Consider the following 16905-nt stretch of genomic DNA (forward strand, 5'->3'; position numbering starts at 1 on the left):
TGGCCGGCGCGAAGCCGATGATCGAGATCCGCGCGGTGCAGAAGCATTACGGCGACTATCACGCCCTGCGCGGCATCGACCTGAGCATCCGGGCGGGCGAGTTCTTTTCGCTGCTGGGGCCGTCGGGCTGCGGCAAGACTACGCTCTTGCGCACCATCGCCGGGTTCGAGGACATTTCCTCGGGCGCGGTGCTGATCGACGGGCAGGACATGCAGGACGTGCCGGCGAACCGGCGGCCGACGAACATGGTGTTCCAGTCCTATGCCATCTTCCCGCATCTGAGCGTGGCCGAGAATGTCGGCTTCGGGTTGCGCCGCGACCCGCGCTCGCGCGCCGAGAAGGCCGCGGCGGTCGAGGAGGCGCTGGAGATGGTGGGCCTGAAAGGCTATGGCAACCGCGCCAGCCATGCGCTGTCGGGCGGCCAGCGCCAGCGGGTGGCGCTGGCGCGGGCGCTGATCCTGAAGCCCAAGGTGCTGCTGCTCGACGAACCGCTTTCGGCGCTGGACCGCAAGATGCGCGAGCAGATGCAGGTCGAACTGATCAAGCTGCAGCGCCAGGTCGGCATCACCTTCGTGCTGGTCACCCATGACCAGGAGGAGGCGCTGGTCATGTCCGACCGCATCGCGGTGATGTTCGAGGGCCAGATCGCCCAGATGGACGGGCCCGAGGCGCTTTATGCCCGCCCGACCAGCCGCCGGGTGGCGAATTTCATCGGCGTGATGAACTTCCTGCCGGCCCGGGTGCTGGGCGAGTTAGGCGACGCCGTGCAGATCGAGGCGCCGGGCCTGGGCCGGGTCGATATTCCCATGGCCAATGTCAGCCGCGCCGATCCGGGCGACGACGGCCCTTCGGTCGGCTTCCGGCCCGAGGCGGTGTCGCTGGTGGCGCCCGGCGCGCAGGGCAGCAACCGGGTGGCCGAGGGCGTGGTGGACGAGGTCGTCTATTACGGCGACATGACCTATTACGACGTGCGGCTGGACGGCTCGGCCGGTTTCGACGGCAAGGCCCGCCCGGTCCGCATCGCCATGCGCAACGTCTTCGGCCGCGAGGTCCAGGATGTCGGCACCCGCGCGAATGTGAGCTGGTCCCCGGGCTCTCTGGTGCTTTTCCGCTGATCGGCGCGAAACCCGCCGCGACATTCCGCCGAGCCGATTTGCGGCCCGGCGGCGCGCGTGCCACAGTCCCCGCACAATGCAACAGACGGAGATCGACATGATCGCACGTTCCGCGAAATTCCGCACCGCCATCCTGTCCGCGCTGACGGTGGCCGGCCTGAGCGCCGGCGCCATCGCACAGGAAGCCGCCGCCCCCGAGACGGCGGCGCCGGCCGAGGGTGCGCCCGCGGCCACCGCCCAGGCACCGGCGGCCGCCCCTGCCGCGGCCCCCGCCGCGCAGGACAGCGGCGCCGCCTATGAAAGCGCGCGCAACCAGCTGGGCGTCCTGAGCTATTGCCAGGAAAAGGGCTATATCGACGGCAAGGCGGTCGAGACCCAGACCAAGCTGCTGGCGATGATCCCGGCCGGCGACACCGCCAAGGGCGATGCGGCCGAGGCGAAGGGCAAGGAAGGCACGGTTTCCGCCATGGGCGTCGAGCGCACCCTGGCCGATGCCGCGAAAGAGAAGAACACCAGCGAGGACGCGCTTTGCAAGCAGATGGACGCGCTGCTGCAGCAGCTCGCCTCGCAGGTTCCGGCCTGAGCCGGAGCTGACGGGAACGGCAGGGATCCAGTCGCTCGGACCCCTGCCGCTGGCCGGCCCTTCCGGGGCCGGCCATTTTCGTCAGAGCGGCGGCAGCGCCGCCTGAACCTTCCTGGGCAGCTTGCCGCGCACCAGGCGATAGGAATGGCGGATGCGATGCGCCAGCTCGTCGGGCGCCGAATCGAGCGGCAGGGCGACCCAACTGCGATGCAGATAGGCGGCGCGCTCGGCCACGCCGGTCTCGAACAGGAACTCGGCCGTCTCGGCGCTGTCGGTCTTGACCGAGACATGCGTGCCCGCCGTGCCGGTCACCGCGAAGGTCTTGCCGCCGATCTTCCAGCAATCATGGCCGCCGCCCCAGGGATCCGACCACTCGGCCCCGGGCTGCGCGGCGCAGATCTCGTTGACCAGTTCGCGGCTCATGGCCCGAGTTTTGCAGCCTCTCTTGGCATAGGCAAGACAATGCGTTATGGCGAGCGCATGAAGGCAAGAACCGCCACCATCCGCTGCATCATTACCGGCTGAAATTTCAGGCGGGCGGTTCACGGTGACCAGTTGACGCCCGCAAAGGGGAAGTCATGGTCGAGATCAGGCTGACGAATACCAGGACGCGGCGGAAAGAGGTTTTCCGACCCATCGACCCGCAGAACCTGCGGCTGTACCTGTGCGGGCCGACGGTCTATGACCGCGCGCATATGGGCAATGCCCGGCCGGTGGTGGTGATCGACGTGCTGGTGCGCCTGCTGCACCACCTTCACGGCGCGGAGCGCGTCACCTATGTGCGCAACTTCACCGACGTGGACGACAAGATCAACGCCGCCGCCCTGGCCCGCAAGCAGGCCGGCGCCGCCGGTTCGCTGGAGGAACTGATCCGCGAGCGCACGCATGAGACCATCGGCTGGTATCATGCCGACATGGATGCGCTGGGGGCGCTGCGCCCCGATCATGAGCCGCGCGCCACCGACTATATCGCCGAGATGATCGCCATGATCGAGACCCTGATCGCCGGCGGGCATGCCTATGCGCGTGACGGCCATGTGCTGTTCCGGGTGCGCAGCTATGCCGATTACGGCAAGCTCTCGGGCCGCTCCGTCGATGACATGATCGCCGGCGCCCGCGTCGAGGTGGCGCCCTTCAAGGAAGACCCGATGGATTTCGTGCTGTGGAAGCCGTCCGACGACGAGCTGCCCGGCTGGGACAGCCCCTGGGGCCACGGCCGTCCGGGCTGGCATATCGAATGCTCGGCCATGTCCTACGAGCTTCTGGGCGACAGCTTCGACATCCATGCCGGCGGCATCGACCTGCAATTCCCGCATCACGAGAACGAGATTGCGCAAAGCTGCTGCGCCCATCCGCACGGGCGCTTCGCCAATATCTGGCTGCATAACGAGATGCTGCAGGTCGAAGGCCGGAAGATGTCCAAGTCGCTCGGCAATTTCTTCACCGTGCGCGATCTTCTGGATCAGGGCATCCCGGGCGAGGTGATCCGCTTCGTGCTGCTGTCCACGCATTACCGCAAGCCGATGGACTGGACGACCGAGAAGGCGCGCGAGGCCGAGGCGGTGCTGCGCAAGTGGCGCGGCCTTGTCGCGGGCATCGAACCCGCGCCAAGCCCGGCCCCCACCGTGCTGGCCGCGCTTGCCGACGACCTGAATACCGCGGGGGCGATCGCGGCGCTGCACGAGATGGCGGGGCAGGGCGATGCGCCCGGCCTGCTCGCCGGCGCCCGGATGCTGGGGCTGCTGACCGACGATCTGGGCGGCTGGATCGCCGCAGGCCCGGACCTGTCGCCTTGGGCCGAGCGCATGAACGCGCTGCGGGCCGAGGCCAAGGCCCGCAAGGATTTCTCGGCCGTCGATGCGCTCAAGCAATGCCTGGTTTCCGCCGGGGTCGAGGTCCGTATGGGGCCGGCCGGGGTCGAACTTCTGCCCGGCCCGGATTTCGACGCGGCGAAACTGCCCGAATAACCGCATATCAGCCAGCCGAAGGGGCCGCCCCGATGACGCGCCAGCGCCTTTACCTTTACGACACCACGCTGCGCGACGGGCAGCAGACCCAGGGCGTGCAGTTTTCCGCCGCCGAGAAGGCCGAGATCGCGCAGATGCTGGACCAGTTGGGCGTGGATTACATCGAGGGCGGCTGGCCCGGCGCCAATCCGACCGACAGCGATTTCTTCGCCCAGGCGCCCGCGACCCGCGCCACCATGACCGCCTTTGGCATGACCAAGCGCGCGGGCCGCTCGGCCGATAACGACGACGTGCTGGCGGCGGTGACGAATGCCGGCACCCGCGCCGTCTGCCTGGTCGGCAAGACGCATCCCTTCCATGTCCGCGAGGCGCTGGGGATCTCGCTGGCGGAGAATCTCGACAATATCCGCGCCTCGGTCGCGCATCTGGTCGGCTTGGGCCGCGAGGCGCTGTTCGATGCCGAGCATTTCTTCGACGGCCATGCCGAGGATCCCGATTACGCGCTGGCCTGCCTGCGCGCGGCGCTGGAGGCGGGCGCGCGCTGGCTGGTGCTTTGCGACACCAATGGCGGCACCCTGCCCGAGCGGGTGGGGCAGGTGACCCGCGCCGTGATCGCCGGTGGCATCCCGGGCGAGCGGCTGGGCATCCATTGCCATGACGACACCGGCAATGCGGTGGCCTGCACCTTGGCCGCCGTCGATGCCGGGGCGCGGCAGGTGCAGGGCACGCTGAACGGTCTGGGCGAGCGTTGCGGCAATGCCAGCCTGACCAGCATCATCCCCACCCTGTTGCTGAAGGCGCCCTATCGTTCGGTGCTGCAGACCGGCGTCTCGGCCGAGGGGCTGGCCGGGCTGACCCGCATCTCGCGCCGGCTGGACGAGATCCTGAACCGCGCGCCCAGCCGCGCCGCGCCCTATGTCGGCACATCCGCCTTTGCCCACAAGGCCGGGCTGCATGCCAGCGCCATCCTGAAGAATCCCGCCACCTACGAACATGTCGAGCCGGCGACGGTGGGCAACGAGCGCATCATCCCGATGTCCAACCAGGCCGGGCAATCGAACCTGCGCGCCCGGCTGGGCGAGGCGGGGATCGAGGTCGGCCGCGACGATCCGGCGCTGGCGCGCATCCTCGACCTGGTCAAGGCGCGCGAGGATGCCGGCTATGCCTATGACGGCGCCCAGGCCAGTTTCGAGCTGCTGGCGCTGACCGAACTGGGTCGGATGCAGCATTACTTCTCGGTCGAGCGCTACCGTGTCACCGTCGAGCGGCGCCGGAACGCGCTGGGGAAACGCATCTCGGTTTCCGAGGCGGTGGTGGTGGTGCAGATCGGCGGCGAGCGCATGCTCTCGGTCAGCGAAAGCATGGACGAGCTGGGTCAGGACCGCGGCCCGGTCAACGCGCTGTGGCGGGCGCTGGCCAAGGATCTGGGCCCCTATCAGGCGGCCATCGACGACATGCATCTGGTGGATTTCCGCGTCCGCATCACCGGCGGTGGCACCGAGGCGGCGACCCGGGTCATCATCGACAGCGCCGACGGCCAGGGCCATCGCTGGTCCACGGTCGGCGTGTCGCCCAATATCGTCGATGCCAGTTTCGAGGCGCTGGTCGACGCGATCCGCTGGAAGCTGATCCGCGACCGGGTGGCCCCGGCATGAGCCTGCAGGATTGCGCCGAGGCGCTGCGTGCGCATGATCCCGACCGTTTCGGCATCTGCCTGCTGGCGCCGGCCGGGGCCCGGCCGAAGCTCATGACGCTTTATGCGCTGAACCTGGAGCTGGCGCGGGCGCCGCTGGCCTCGGCCGAGCCGCTGATCGCCGAGATGCGCCTGCAATGGTGGATCGAACGGCTGGAGGATATCGGCGCCGGCAAGCCGCAAGCGCATGAGTTGCTGACGCCGCTGGCCGAGGCCTGGGGGCCGCGCGCCGCCGCTTTCGCCGTGCTGGCGGAAGCGCGGCGCCGGGATGCGGCTCGCGAGCCGCTGGACGGGCCGGATGCCGTCGCTGCCTATGTGCGGGACACGGCGGTGCCGCTGACCGTGTTTGCCGCCGAGGCCCTGGCGGGCACCGCCGGGGGCTTCGCGCCCCCGGACCCCCGCGGGGTATTTTCCAAACGGAGAAACACGGGCGCGGCGCGCGTCATCGCCGCCCAGGCCGAGGGGGTGGGGCTTGCGCATTGGCTGGCCGCGCTGCCGGCGCTGCAGGGGCTCGGGCTCGGTCTTTGGGATCCGTCGGCCGAGGCGTTGGGGCGGATCGCTGACCAGGCCGGCGCGCGGCTGGCCGAGGCCAAGGCGCAGCGCCGCCATATGCCGCGCCGGCTGGCGCCGGCGCTGTTTCCGGGTGCCGGCATCCGGGCGGTTTTGCAGGCGGCGCCGCGGGGGATCGAGGCGCTGGCCGGCGTCGCGCCCTCGGAATTCCGCCGCCGCCTGGCGCTTGGCGGCTTCGCGCTGACGCAGCGCTGGTGGAGATGAAAAGGGCGGCCCCCCGGGCCGCCCTGCGTCATTCGGGTGGCGCGGAAGTCAGCCGCGCAGGATCGACCGCCCGGCATATTCGGCGGTGGCGCCCAGCATTTCCTCGATGCGGATCAGCTGGTTGTATTTCGCCAGCCGGTCCGAGCGCGCCAGCGAGCCGGTCTTGATCTGGCCGCAATTGGTCGCCACGGCCAGATCGGCGATGGTCGCGTCCTCGGTCTCGCCCGAGCGGTGCGACATCACCGAGGTATAGCGCGCCCGGTCGGCCATGCGCACGGCGTCCAGCGTCTCGGTCAGGGTGCCGATCTGGTTCACCTTGACCAAGAGCGAGTTGCCGCAGCCCCGGGCGATGCCCTCGGCCAGACGGGCCGGGTTGGTCACGAAGAGGTCGTCGCCCACCAGCTGCACCCGGTCGCCCAGCGTGTCGGTCAGCAGTTTCCAGCCGTCCCAGTCGTCCTCGGCGCAGCCGTCCTCGATCGACAGGATCGGGTAGTCGTTGCAGAGCGCTTCCAGGTAGGCGACGTTCTCGGCCGGGCTCAGCGACTTGCCCTCGCCGGCCATCTCGTATTTGCCGCCCTTGAAATATTCGGTCGAGGCGCAGTCCAGCGCCAGCATGATGTCGTCGCCGGGCTGGTAGCCGGCCTTCTCGATGGCCCTGAGGATGAAGTCCAGCGCGTCGCGGGTCGAGCTGAGATTCGGCGCGAAGCCGCCCTCGTCGCCGACGCCGGTGGCGAGGCCCGCGGCGGAGAGTTCCTTCTTCAGCGTATGGAACACCTCGGAGCCCATGCGCACGGCTTCGCGGATGTTCTCCGCCGCGACCGGCATGATCATGAATTCCTGGATGTCGATCGGGTTGTCGGCATGTTCGCCGCCGTTGATGATGTTCATCATCGGCACCGGCAGCACGCGGGCGCCGGCGCCGCCGACATAGCGGTAGAGCGGCTGCGAGCAGGTCTCGGCCGCGGCCTTGGCCACCGCCAGCGACACGCCGAGGATGGCATTGGCGCCCAGCCGGCCCTTGTTCGGGGTGCCGTCCAGTTCGATCATCATGCGGTCGATGGCGACCTGTTCGGTCGCGTCCTCGCCGATCAGGTTCTCGGCGATCTCGCCATTGACGGCGGCGACGGCTTCCAGCACGCCCTTGCCCAGGTAGCGCGCCTTGTCGCCGTCGCGTTTCTCGACCGCCTCATGCGCGCCGGTCGAGGCGCCCGAGGGCACCGCCGCCCGGCCCATGGTGCCGTCTTCCAGCGTCACATCGACCTCGACCGTCGGATTGCCCCGGCTGTCCAGAATCTCGCGCGCGAAAATGTCGATGATGGCCGTCATGTCTGCGTCCCTCTTCCTGACGAGTGTTGGCCGCTGTTTAGCCGACGGGGGCCGGACGGGAAAGCGTCATTCTGCCCCGGCCACCCCGTCCTGGCCGGGAATGCGCGAGGTGATGCGCGCCGGATGATAGCCGCAGGGCACCTCCTCATGAGCATCGACCGCCAGGTCGGCCCAGACCGGCAGATGGTCCGAGGCCTGCCGTGCGGTGTCGTTGTCGAGGACGCCGCAACCCAGCACCTCGATGCTGCGCGAGACGGCGAAGCGGTCGTAGCGCAGGCGCGGGAAGGGGGCGGGCCAGCTTGGGCCGGGGGTGACGACGCGCAGCGCCTCCAGCGCCTCGAGCCCGCGCGAGTCGTGCCATTCGTTGAAATCGCCGGTCAGCGCCAGCCGGTCGTGGCCGATGCGCCGGGCCTGGGCGATGATGCGCGACAGCTGCGCGCGGCGCGACGAGCGGATCAGCCCCAGATGCACCGCCACCACCGTCAGGCCGGGCAGCCGCAGCACCAGCGCGCCGCGCGGCTCGATCCCCGGCAGCGGCAGGCGGCGGATCTCGGCCTTGTCGCGCAGTTCCGGCCGCAACAGGATAGTCTGGCCGTGCCAGCCCAGCGAATTCTCGCCGGTGCCGACGAACGGCGCGGGCACCATGCCGGTGGTCTTTTCGATCAGCTTGCGCGGCAGCGCCTCGGGTCGGGCGCCGAAGCGGAAATCGACCTCTTGCAGGGCGATCACGTCGGCGCCCAGCTCGGCGATGACGGAGAGATTGCGTTCGGGTGCATGCGGGCCGGTCATGCCGCGGCACTTGTGCAGGTTGTAGCTGGCCAGTCTCAGTTGGTCGGGGTTTTTCGACATGGGGCCTTTCGCTGCCGCTCAGGTGCCGCAGAAGGTGCGGCGGACGATTTCGTCTGGCGCGGGGGCCAGCGCATAGGGCTGCCAATCCGGCCGGTCCTCGAAAGGCGCGCGCAGCGCCGCGTCGAGCGCGTGGAAGGGCGCGTAATCGCCCTCGCGCCCGGCGGCGATGGCTTCCTCGATGCGGTGGTTGCGCGGAATGCGGCGCGGATTGGCGCGCGCCATGACCTGCGCGGCATCGGGCAGGTCGCGGATGCGCGCCTGCCAGCCCTCGGCCCAGGCGTCGAACTGCTCGGGCGCGGCGAATGCGCCGCGGGCGCTGCCATCCGCCAGCCCGGCGAAGGTGCGGGTGAAATCCGCCTCCTCGGCCGCCATCAGCGTCAGCAGCCGCTCGATCAGCGCCCGGTCCTCGGGGCGCGGCGCGGCAATGCCCAGCTTGGCGGCGAAGCGTTTCAGCCATTCGGCCTGATACAGGCCCGGGAAGCTGTGGACGATGCGCGTCGCCTCGGCCACCGCCGCGTCGTCATTGCCCATCAGCGGCACCAGGCAGCTGGCGAATTGCGCCAGGTTCCAGACGGCGATGTTCGGCTGCTCGTTCCAGGCATAGCGGCCGTGGGCGTCGATCGAGCTGAACACCTTGTCGGGCCGGTAGCCGTCCATGAAGGCGCAGGGGCCATAGTCGATGGTCTCGCCCGAGATCGACATGTTGTCGGTGTTCATCACCCCATGGATGAAGCCGAGCGCCATCCAGCCGGCGATGGTCGCCGCCTGCCGCTCGACCACGCGCTGCAGCAGCTCTCCGGGCCCCGAGGCATCGGGATAGTGCCGGGCGATGACGTGATCGGTCAGCAGCTGCAGCCGCTCGCGGTCGCCGCGGGCGGCGTAGAACTCGAAGGTGCCGACGCGGATATGGCTGGCGGCGACGCGGGTCAGCACCGCGCCGGGCAGCAGCGTCTCGCGGATCACCGTCTCGCCGGTGGTGACGGCGGCCAGCGCCCGCGTGGTCGGGATGCCGAAGGCCGCCATGAACTCGCTGACCAGGTATTCGCGCAGCACCGGTCCCAGCCAGGCCCGGCCGTCGCCCCGGCGCGAGAAGGGCGTTGGCCCGGCGCCCTTCAGCTGGATGTCGAAACGCGTGCCGTCCGGCGCCACCACCTCGCCCAGCAGCACCGCGCGCCCGTCGCCCAGCTGCGGTACGAAGCCGCCGAACTGGTGGCCGGCATAAGCCTGGGCGATGGGCTCGGCCCCCTCGGGCAGGGCGTTGCCGGCCAGCATCGCCACGCCCTGGGGGCTGGCGAGCCAGTCGGCATCCAGGCCCAGCCGCTCGGCCAGCGGCCGGTTCAGCGCCACCAGCTTCGGGTCGCGCACCGGCGTCGGTCGGGTGCGAGTGAAGAAACCTTCCGGCAGTCGGGCATAGCTGTTGTCGAAGCGGATCATCGCGGCCCTCCATTTCGACATTATCTAACCGCGATTGCTGGAATGTTAAGGGCGTATCGGGCTCAATGCGTCACGCTGCCCGAGAACAGGTTCACGATGATGACACCCGCGACGATCATGGTCAGCCCGACCACGGCCGCGAAATCCAGTCTCTGGCCGAAGACGAACAGCCCGATCAGCGACACCAGCACGATCCCCAACCCGCTCCAGATCGCATAGGCGATGCCCAGCGGCATGGCCCTGAGCGCCAGCGACAGGAAATAGAACGAAGCCGCGTAGCACAGCCCCATCAGCAGCGTCGGCACCAGCCGGGTGAACTGTTCGCTGCGTTGCAGGAAGGTGGTGCCGACAACCTCCAGGGTGATGGCGGTGAAAAGCGTGGCATAGGTCAGGACCGGCATGGCGTCTCCACTGGTTCGTCGCCGGCCCATCTAGCCAGAGGCACGAGGGAAAGTCACGCCGTCCCGGCAGCGTGCCCTTGAACCGAATGGCCCAAGCGCGTATCCCACCCCTGCCTCATTTCCGCCGCAAGGATGCCGCCCCGTGAAATTTCTCGATCTCGCCAAGGTCTATGTCCGCTCGGGCGGCGGGGGCGCAGGCTGCGTGTCCTTCCGCCGCGAGAAATTCATCGAATATGGCGGGCCGGACGGCGGTGATGGCGGTCGCGGCGGCGATGTCTGGGCCGAGGCGGTGGATGGGCTGAACACGCTGATCGACTTCCGCTTCCAACAGCATTTCTTCGCCAGGTCCGGCGGCCATGGCATGGGCGCACAGCGCACCGGCGCCTCGGGCGACGACATCGTGCTGCGCGTCCCGGTCGGCACCGAGATCCTCGAGGAGGATCAGGAAACCGCGATCGCCGATCTGACCGCGCCCGGACAGCGGGTGCTGCTGGCCAGGGGCGGCAATGGCGGCTTCGGCAACCTGCATTTCAAATCCTCGACCAACCGCGCGCCGCGCCACGCCAATCCCGGCCAGCCGGGGGTCGAGCGCACGCTGTGGCTGCGGCTGAAGCTGATCGCCGATGCCGGGCTGGTCGGCCTGCCCAATGCCGGGAAATCCACCTTCCTGTCTGCGGTCTCGAACGCCCGGCCCAAGATCGCCGACTATCCCTTCACCACGCTGCACCCGAATCTGGGCGTGGTGGGTGTGGACGGGCATGAATTCGTCATGGCCGACATTCCCGGCCTGATCGAGGGCGCGTCCGAGGGCAGGGGTCTCGGCGACCAGTTCCTGGGCCATGTCGAACGCTCGCGCGTGCTCTTGCACCTGGTCGACGGCACCGCCGAGGACGTGGCGCAGGACGCCCGCACCATCCTGACCGAGCTGGAAGCCTATTCCCCGGCGCTGGCGGACAAGCCGCGGGTGACGGCGCTGAACAAGATCGACGCGCTCGACCCCGAGATGCTGGCCGAGCGCCAGGCGGCGCTCGAGGCCGAGATCGGCGGCCCGGTGCTCTTGATGTCCGGCGTCTCGCGCGAAGGCGTGACCGAGGTGCTGCGCGCACTCTGGTCGCGCATCGCGCCCTCGCGCAAGCCGGCCGAGGATCGGGAAGACAAGCCGTGGCAGCCGTGACGCCTGAACTTGGCCGCGCGCAGCGGCTGGTGGTCAAGATCGGCTCGGCGCTTCTGGTGGACGGCGCCGGGCTGCGTGCCGAATGGCTGCGCGGGCTCTGCGACGACGTGGCCCAGGCGCGGGCGCGGGGCACGGATGTGGTGCTGGTCTCCTCGGGCGCCATCGCGCTCGGGCGGCAGGTGCTGGGCCTGCCCGCCGGCCCCCTGCGGGTCGAGCAGTCGCAGGCCGCCGCCGCCGTCGGCCAGATCAGGCTGGCCCGCGCCTATGAGGAGGCGCTGGCGCCGCATGGCGTCAAGACCGCGCAGCTGCTGGTGACACTGGATGACACCACCGACCGGCGCCGCTACCTGAACAGCCGCGCCACCATGCAGACGCTGCTGGGCCTCGGCGTGGTGCCGATCGTGAACGAGAATGACACGGTGGCCACCGACGAGATCCGTTTCGGCGACAATGACCGGCTGGCGGCGCAGATCGCGGTGACCTGTGGCGCCGACCAGCTGCTGCTGCTTTCCGACGTGGACGGGCTCTACACCGCCAATCCCAAGACCGACCCCTCGGCACGCCATCTGCCGGTGGTCGAACAGATCACCCCCCAGATCGAGGCCATGGGCGGCGATCCGATCTCGGGCGTCAGCAAGGGCGGCATGAAGACCAAGCTGCTGGCGGCCCGCACGGCGGTGGCGGGCGGCTGCGCCATGGCGATTGCCGAGGGTTCGGTGCTGAACCCGCTTTCCGCCGTGAAGAATGGCGCCCGGGCGACCTGGTTCCTGCCCGATACCGACCCGCAGGCGGCGCGCAAGCGCTGGATCGTGGCCATGAAACCCAAGGGCGAAATCACCGTCGATGCCGGCGCGGCGCGGGCGCTGGGACAAGGCAAATCGCTGCTGCCCGCCGGCGTGACCGCGATCTCGGGCCGCTTCGGCCGCGGCGATCCGGTGGTGGTGCAGGACGGCGCGGGCGCGCGGCTGGCCTGCGGCCTCGTGCGCTATTCCTCGACCGAGGCGCGCGCCATCGCCGGCCATCGCAGCGACGAGATCGAGGGCATCCTCGGCTATCCCGGCCGCGCTGCGCTGGTCCATCGCGACGACATGGTGGTGTGACAGCTTCCCCGGGGTCTTCGCGTCAAGGCCGCATGGGTATTTGAGAAACGGTGAAAGCGGTGCGGCGCCCCTGCCATTCACCGTTTCTCAAATACCCATGCAACCCTTCGGGGGTGGACCGCCGCAGCCCTTCACTCGATCGGGTGCGGCTTGGCGAGCGCGTGGCGGCGCTGGAACAGGCCGCGGATCTGCGACATGCGCGCGGCATTCCGGCCCGGCGCCGGCAGGGCCAGAACGGCATCGCGCAGCTGTGCGATGCCGTCCTCGCTGCGGCCGGGCAGGGTGGCGGGCTGGATCGGCGCGCCGATGGTGACGCGGAAGGGTTGGCCCGCCTTGTTCAGCACCTCGTTGAACAGCGTCACGTCTCGCAGGGTCGGGTGGATGGCGTCGAGCAGGTAGAACAGCGCCGAGTTTCGGGCCCGGATGCGCAGCGGGATGACCGGCGCGTCGAATTTCTTCGCGATCATCGCGGCGCTGGCCATCCAGGGCCGTTCGTGCAGCGTCAGGCCCTGGCGCTTGGCCAGCCGGCCCGAGGGGAAGATCAGCCCGATCCGCCCGCGGCCCAACGCCTCGCGCGTGTAATCCATGGTGGCGCGGGTCTTGGCGTGGCTGCGCTTTTCGACCCGCCATTCCACCGGCGCAATCAGGCTGTCGAATTGCGGCAGGATGCGCAGGATGTCGTGATTGGCATAGACGAACAGGTCGTCGCGCACCGCTGCGATCACCGCGTTCAGCACGATGCCGTCGGCGATGCCGGTCGGGTGGTTCGAGACGATCAGCGCCGGGCCGGTGGCCGGGATATGCTCGAGCCCCTCGACCTGCAGGTCGCGCAGGATCAGCGCCGCCAGGCGGCGCATGATCTCGTCGGTCGGCAGGTCGCGGTATTCGGCTGCCAGGTCCAGCGTGCGCGGATAGCGCAACAGCCACATCAGCGCCTGGCGCGCCAGCGCGTGGTGCCGTCGACCGGAAAAAAGCCACGGCGCCCGCTCGGCAATCAGCGGATCAAGGCGTTGGGTCATGTCCTTGCGGGCATCCATGCGGCCAGTATTGCCGTGCCCGCCGGGTGCCCGCAAGAGTGGTTCGGCCATGGTCAGACGCCACCGGCAAGGATGCGCGTAACCATCTCGGCGCTGTTGCGCGACAGGCCCTTCATGGCCGCCAGGCGGCCGAGCGCGGCGCGGGCCCGGGCCTGGCGGCCGGCATCGTAGCGCGTCCAGGTCTCGAAGGCCGAACACATGCGCGCCGTGGTCTGCGGGTTCACCGGATCGAGCCGCATCAGCCAGTCCACGGTGAAGGCATAACCCGAGCCGTCGGCGGCGTGGAAGGCGGCGTGGTTGGCGGTCAACCCGCCGATCAGGGCCCGGAAGCGGTTGGGATTCATCCAGTCGAAATCCGGCCGGCCGGCCAGTTCGCGGGCGCGGGCCACGGCGCGTTCGGGCGCGGCGCGCAGCGCCTGGACCATGAACCACTTGTCCATGACCAGACGGTTGCCGGAAAATTCCCGGGCAAAACCGGCCAGCGCCGCCTCGTCCCGGCCGGCGGCGATCAGGCATTCCAGCGCGCCCTGCCGCTCGGTCATGTTCGAGGCGGCGCCGAACAGCGCCTCGGCCCGCGTGCCGTCGTCGAGGCGCGACAGAAGGCCCAGGCAGGCCAGCCGCAGGCTGCGCCGCGCCGCGCCCTCGGCATCGGGCCGGTAGGGGCCGGGGGTCTGCATCACCTCGTAAAGCCGCGCCAGCGCCGGCTCATGCGCCCGGGCGATGTCGCGGGCCAGCGCCTCGCGCCGGGCATGGATGGCGTCGGGGTCGGGAATGCCGCCGCGCGCGGCGATGGTGGTGGCGATCTCTTCCTCGCCCGGCAGCGCCAGGCACAGCGCGGCGAAGGCCGGGCCGGTCTCGGCATCGTCGAGCAACCCGCCGATGGCGCGGCTGAACGCCGCCCCGCCCTCGGCTCCGGTGGCGCGGGCGATCAGCCCGTCCAGCGCCAGGTCGTGGCCGGCCTGCCAGCGCGCGTAAGCGTCGGTGTCATGCGCCAGCAGCAGTGCCTGTTCGTCCGCGGCGATCTCGCGCGCGACGGTCACCGGGGCCGAGAAGCCGCGCAACAGCGAGACCACCGGCCGGGCGCCCAGCCCGTCGAAGCGGAAGCTCTGCTCGGCCTCGGTCATCTCCAGCACCGTGGTCGGTAGCACCTCGTCGCCATTGGGGCCGATCAGGCCAAGCGCGATGGGGATCACCCGCGGCGGCTTTTCCGGCTGGCCGGGGGTGGGCGCGGTTTCCTGGCGGAAGGTCAGGGTCAGCCGGCCGTCGCGCCAGTTCTCGGCCAATGTCAGCCGGGGGGTGCCGGCATCGGTATACCAGCGCTTGAATTGGGTCAGGTCGCGGCCGGTCGCGTCCTCGAAGACCTTGATCCAGTCCTCGATGGTGCAGGCCTGGCCATCATGGCGGTCGAAATACAGGTCGAGCGCCCGGCGATAGCCGTCGTCACCGACCAGCCGCTTGAGCATGCCGATGACCTCGGCACCCTTTTCATAGACCGTGGCGGTATAGAAGTTGTTGATCTCCTGGTAATTGTCCGGCCGCGGCGGATGCGCAAGCGGTCCGGCATCCTCGCGGAACTGCCGCGCGCGCAGGGTCTGCACGTCATGGATGCGCTTGACCGCCGCCGAGCGCATGTCGCTGGTGAACTGCTGGTCGCGGAACACCGTCAGCCCTTCCTTCAGACAAAGCTGGAACCAGTCGCGGCAGGTGATGCGGTTGCCGGTCCAGTTGTGGAAATACTCATGGCCGATCACGCCTTCGATGCGCTCGTAATCGCCGTCGGTCGCGGTTTCGGCGCTGGCCAGCACCAGCTTGGAGTTGAAGATGTTCAGCCCCTTGTTCTCCATCGCGCCCATGTTGAAATCGTCAACGGCGACGATGTTGAACACGTCGAGATCGTATTCGCGGCCATAGGCCTCCTCGTCCCATTTCATCGAGCGGATCAGCGATTCCATCGCATAGCCGGCGCGGTCCTGGTCGCCGGGCCGCACCCAGACGTTCAGCGCCACCGCGCGGCCCGCCATCGTGGTGAAGCTGTCCGAAATCGCCACCAGATCGCCCGCGACCAGCGCGAACAGATAGGCGGGCTTCGGCCAGGGATCGTGCCAGACCGCCTGGCCCGGCGCGCTGGAGACCGGGTTGCCGTTCGACAAGAGCACCGGCTTGTCGGAACGGACGGTGACGCGGAAGGGTGCCATCACGTCCGGGCGGTCGGGATACCAGGTGATGTGGCGGAAGCCCTCGGCTTCGCATTGCGTGCAGAACATGCCGCCCGAAAGGTAGAGCCCTTCCAGCGCGGTATTGGCCTCGGGGTCGATCTCGACCTCGGCCGAGAAGGTGAAGGCGTCGGGCAGTTCGGCGGCGGGGATCACCAGCCGCCCGGCTTCGGCCCGCTGCGGGTCAAGCGGGCGGCCGTCGATGGCCAGGGCCAGCGTCTTCAGCCCGGCGCCGTCCAGCACCAGATCGCCCGCATGCTTGCGGCGGAAGTCGATCTGCGAACGCACCCGCGTCGCGCGGGGGGCGAGATCGAATTCCAGCCGGGTCTCGGCAATCTGGAACGGATAGGGGCGCCAGTCGGCGAGATATTGCGTGACGGTCATGCGGGCACCCTCCGGGCAGGTGAAAAAAACGGGGGCACAGGGGAACTTGTGCGAAACCCAAGTGTTAGACGCAGGATAGCCGGGTCGCAAGCCGGGGCCTCGCCCCCTAGGCGCCCAGCCGCAAGCAAGAAGCAGAAGAGCGAGGACCTCTCAATGGCCAACTACGACCCGAACGATCCGAAACGGACGGAAAGCACCGATCCTCATCGCCCGGCCGCCGCGCCCGAGAACTATGTCGAGCCGGTCGAGCGCCGCGCCTCGCCGCTGCCGTTGATCATCGGCATCCTGCTGGCGCTGGCGATCGCCTATTTCGTGCTGCAGTATTTCATGGGAAGCAGCGAGGTGGGCACCACCGGCGAGGATGCCGCCGTGACCACCACCGAGCCGGCCGATACCGCGCCGGCGGTGACCGGAACCACCACCGAACCCGCTGCCGACGCGGCTGCGGATGCGGCGGATGACGCTGCCACCGCTGCCGATACCGCCGCCACCGCGGCCGGCGAAGCTGCCGACGATGCCGCCACCGCGGCCGAGAATGCCGGCGCCGCCATGGGCGAGGCGGCCGAGGATGCCGCGAATGCCGCTGGCGAAGCCGCCCAGAACGCCGCCGATGCCGCGGGCGAGGCCGGCGCGGCCGCGCAGGATGCCGCCGGAAGCGCCGCCGATGCCGCTGGCGAGGCGATGCAGAATGCGGGCGAGGCGGTGGACAATGCCATCACCGTCAAAGAGCCGACGACGCCGCCGCCGGCCGACACCACCACCACGACCACGCCGCCCGCCAACAACTGAGCTGCGGCTGCAGGATCATGCCGCCGTCCGGTCCCCGGGCGGCGGATTTTCAATTTTTCTGGAATG

General features: G+C 69.4%; 15 protein-coding genes. 8 read left to right on the forward strand and 7 right to left on the reverse strand.

All coding sequences use genetic code 11. From position 1 onward, the window contains the following. Nucleotides 1-17: 17 nt before the first annotated feature. Nucleotides 18-1115, forward strand: a complete 1098-nt coding sequence (locus ACFOMP_RS05530) for an ABC transporter ATP-binding protein (protein ID WP_379028582.1) — start codon at nt 18-20, stop codon at nt 1113-1115. A 97-nt stretch (nt 1116-1212) separates the two neighbouring features. Next, nucleotides 1213-1698 (forward strand): pore-forming ESAT-6 family protein, encoded by a 486-nt coding sequence (locus tag ACFOMP_RS05535; protein ID WP_289895232.1) that lies wholly within the window; start codon nt 1213-1215, stop codon nt 1696-1698. 81 nt (nt 1699-1779) lie between these two features. Here ACFOMP_RS05535 and ACFOMP_RS05540 read toward each other — a convergent pair whose 3' ends face one another. Then, on the reverse strand, nt 1780-2121 hold the full coding sequence (locus ACFOMP_RS05540; RefSeq protein ID WP_289895233.1) for an MmcQ/YjbR family DNA-binding protein: 342 nt from the start codon (nt 2119-2121) through the stop codon (nt 1780-1782). A gap of 155 nt (nt 2122-2276) precedes the next feature. Between ACFOMP_RS05540 and cysS the strand changes: the two genes are divergently transcribed. From cysS to ACFOMP_RS05555, 3 genes are read left to right on the forward strand one after another with little or no spacing between them, the layout of a single operon-like run. Beyond that, nucleotides 2277-3665 carry a cysteine--tRNA ligase gene (gene cysS, locus ACFOMP_RS05545; protein ID WP_379028435.1) on the forward strand — a complete coding sequence of 463 codons (1389 nt, stop codon included), beginning with the start codon at nt 2277-2279 and terminating at the stop codon, nt 3663-3665. Nucleotides 3666-3697: 32 nt separating this feature from the next. Next, the gene (gene cimA, locus ACFOMP_RS05550) at nt 3698-5320 is read left to right on the forward strand and encodes a citramalate synthase (protein ID WP_379028437.1); all 1623 of its coding nucleotides are present in this window, start codon (nt 3698-3700) and stop codon (nt 5318-5320) included. Then, complete coding sequence (locus tag ACFOMP_RS05555; protein ID WP_289895236.1) at nt 5317-6132, forward strand: squalene/phytoene synthase family protein; 816 nt, start codon at nt 5317-5319, stop codon at nt 6130-6132. The genes cimA and ACFOMP_RS05555 overlap by 4 nt, the downstream gene beginning before the upstream one ends. A 48-nt stretch (nt 6133-6180) precedes the next feature. On the opposite strand, the gene eno is transcribed toward ACFOMP_RS05555, so the two are convergent. The 4 genes from eno to ACFOMP_RS05575 all read right to left on the reverse strand — a co-directional run bounded on the left by eno (nt 6181) and on the right by ACFOMP_RS05575 (nt 10142). Further along, nucleotides 6181-7458 carry a phosphopyruvate hydratase gene (eno, locus tag ACFOMP_RS05560; RefSeq protein ID WP_379028439.1) on the reverse strand — a complete coding sequence of 426 codons (1278 nt, stop codon included), beginning with the start codon at nt 7456-7458 and terminating at the stop codon, nt 6181-6183. 66 nt (nt 7459-7524) lie between these two features. Beyond that, on the reverse strand, nt 7525-8307 hold the full coding sequence (locus ACFOMP_RS05565) for an endonuclease/exonuclease/phosphatase family protein (RefSeq protein WP_289895238.1): 783 nt from the start codon (nt 8305-8307) through the stop codon (nt 7525-7527). Nucleotides 8308-8325: 18 nt separating this feature from the next. Next, nucleotides 8326-9741 carry a protein adenylyltransferase SelO gene (locus ACFOMP_RS05570; protein ID WP_379028441.1) on the reverse strand — a complete coding sequence of 472 codons (1416 nt, stop codon included), beginning with the start codon at nt 9739-9741 and terminating at the stop codon, nt 8326-8328. 62 nt (nt 9742-9803) lie between these two features. Further along, a complete protein-coding gene (locus ACFOMP_RS05575; RefSeq protein WP_019352067.1) occupies nt 9804-10142 on the reverse strand; it encodes a DMT family transporter in 339 nt (112 codons plus the stop codon). Nucleotides 10143-10284: 142 nt separating this feature from the next. On the opposite strand from ACFOMP_RS05575, the gene obgE reads away from it, so the two are divergent. Both obgE and proB read left to right on the forward strand, forming a co-directional pair. Further along, nucleotides 10285-11316, forward strand: a complete 1032-nt coding sequence (obgE, locus tag ACFOMP_RS05580) for a GTPase ObgE (RefSeq protein WP_379028443.1) — start codon at nt 10285-10287, stop codon at nt 11314-11316. Further along, a complete protein-coding gene (proB, locus tag ACFOMP_RS05585; RefSeq protein ID WP_289895241.1) occupies nt 11304-12416 on the forward strand; it encodes a glutamate 5-kinase in 1113 nt (370 codons plus the stop codon). The genes obgE and proB overlap by 13 nt, the downstream gene beginning before the upstream one ends. 131 nt (nt 12417-12547) lie before the next feature. Here the strand turns inward: proB and ACFOMP_RS05590 are convergent, their stop codons facing one another. Then, nucleotides 12548-13453: a 1-acyl-sn-glycerol-3-phosphate acyltransferase gene (locus ACFOMP_RS05590; RefSeq protein ID WP_289895948.1), complete on the reverse strand. Its 906-nt coding sequence runs from the start codon at nt 13451-13453 to the stop codon at nt 12548-12550. Between the two features lie 53 nt (nt 13454-13506). Then, nucleotides 13507-16050 carry an aminopeptidase N gene (pepN, locus tag ACFOMP_RS05595; protein ID WP_379028445.1) on the reverse strand — a complete coding sequence of 848 codons (2544 nt, stop codon included), beginning with the start codon at nt 16048-16050 and terminating at the stop codon, nt 13507-13509. 153 nt (nt 16051-16203) lie between these two features. Between pepN and ACFOMP_RS05600 the strand changes: the two genes are divergently transcribed. Further along, on the forward strand, nt 16204-16839 hold the full coding sequence (locus ACFOMP_RS05600) for a hypothetical protein (protein WP_379028447.1): 636 nt from the start codon (nt 16204-16206) through the stop codon (nt 16837-16839). The last annotated feature ends 66 nt before the right edge of the window (nt 16840-16905 follow it).

The organism is Paracoccus simplex, from assembly GCF_042648325.1.
Taxonomy (GTDB): Bacteria; Pseudomonadota; Alphaproteobacteria; order Rhodobacterales; family Rhodobacteraceae; genus Paracoccus; species Paracoccus simplex.

Coding starts and splice junctions, on each gene's coding strand:
- ACFOMP_RS05530 (WP_379028582.1), top strand. CDS start 18: ATGATCGAGATCCGCGCGGTGCAGAAGCATTACGGCGACTATCACGCC.
- ACFOMP_RS05590 (WP_289895948.1), bottom strand. CDS start 13,453: ATGGATGCCCGCAAGGACATGACCCAACGCCTTGATCCGCTGATTGCC.
- eno (WP_379028439.1), bottom strand. CDS start 7,458: ATGACGGCCATCATCGACATTTTCGCGCGCGAGATTCTGGACAGCCGG.
- ACFOMP_RS05570 (WP_379028441.1), bottom strand. CDS start 9,741: ATGATCCGCTTCGACAACAGCTATGCCCGACTGCCGGAAGGTTTCTTC.
- cysS (WP_379028435.1), top strand. CDS start 2,277: ATGGTCGAGATCAGGCTGACGAATACCAGGACGCGGCGGAAAGAGGTT.
- ACFOMP_RS05575 (WP_019352067.1), bottom strand. CDS start 10,142: ATGCCGGTCCTGACCTATGCCACGCTTTTCACCGCCATCACCCTGGAG.
- pepN (WP_379028445.1), bottom strand. CDS start 16,050: ATGACCGTCACGCAATATCTCGCCGACTGGCGCCCCTATCCGTTCCAG.
- cimA (WP_379028437.1), top strand. CDS start 3,698: ATGACGCGCCAGCGCCTTTACCTTTACGACACCACGCTGCGCGACGGG.
- ACFOMP_RS05535 (WP_289895232.1), top strand. CDS start 1,213: ATGATCGCACGTTCCGCGAAATTCCGCACCGCCATCCTGTCCGCGCTG.
- ACFOMP_RS05600 (WP_379028447.1), top strand. CDS start 16,204: ATGGCCAACTACGACCCGAACGATCCGAAACGGACGGAAAGCACCGAT.
- ACFOMP_RS05565 (WP_289895238.1), bottom strand. CDS start 8,307: ATGTCGAAAAACCCCGACCAACTGAGACTGGCCAGCTACAACCTGCAC.
- ACFOMP_RS05540 (WP_289895233.1), bottom strand. CDS start 2,121: ATGAGCCGCGAACTGGTCAACGAGATCTGCGCCGCGCAGCCCGGGGCC.
- ACFOMP_RS05555 (WP_289895236.1), top strand. CDS start 5,317: ATGAGCCTGCAGGATTGCGCCGAGGCGCTGCGTGCGCATGATCCCGAC.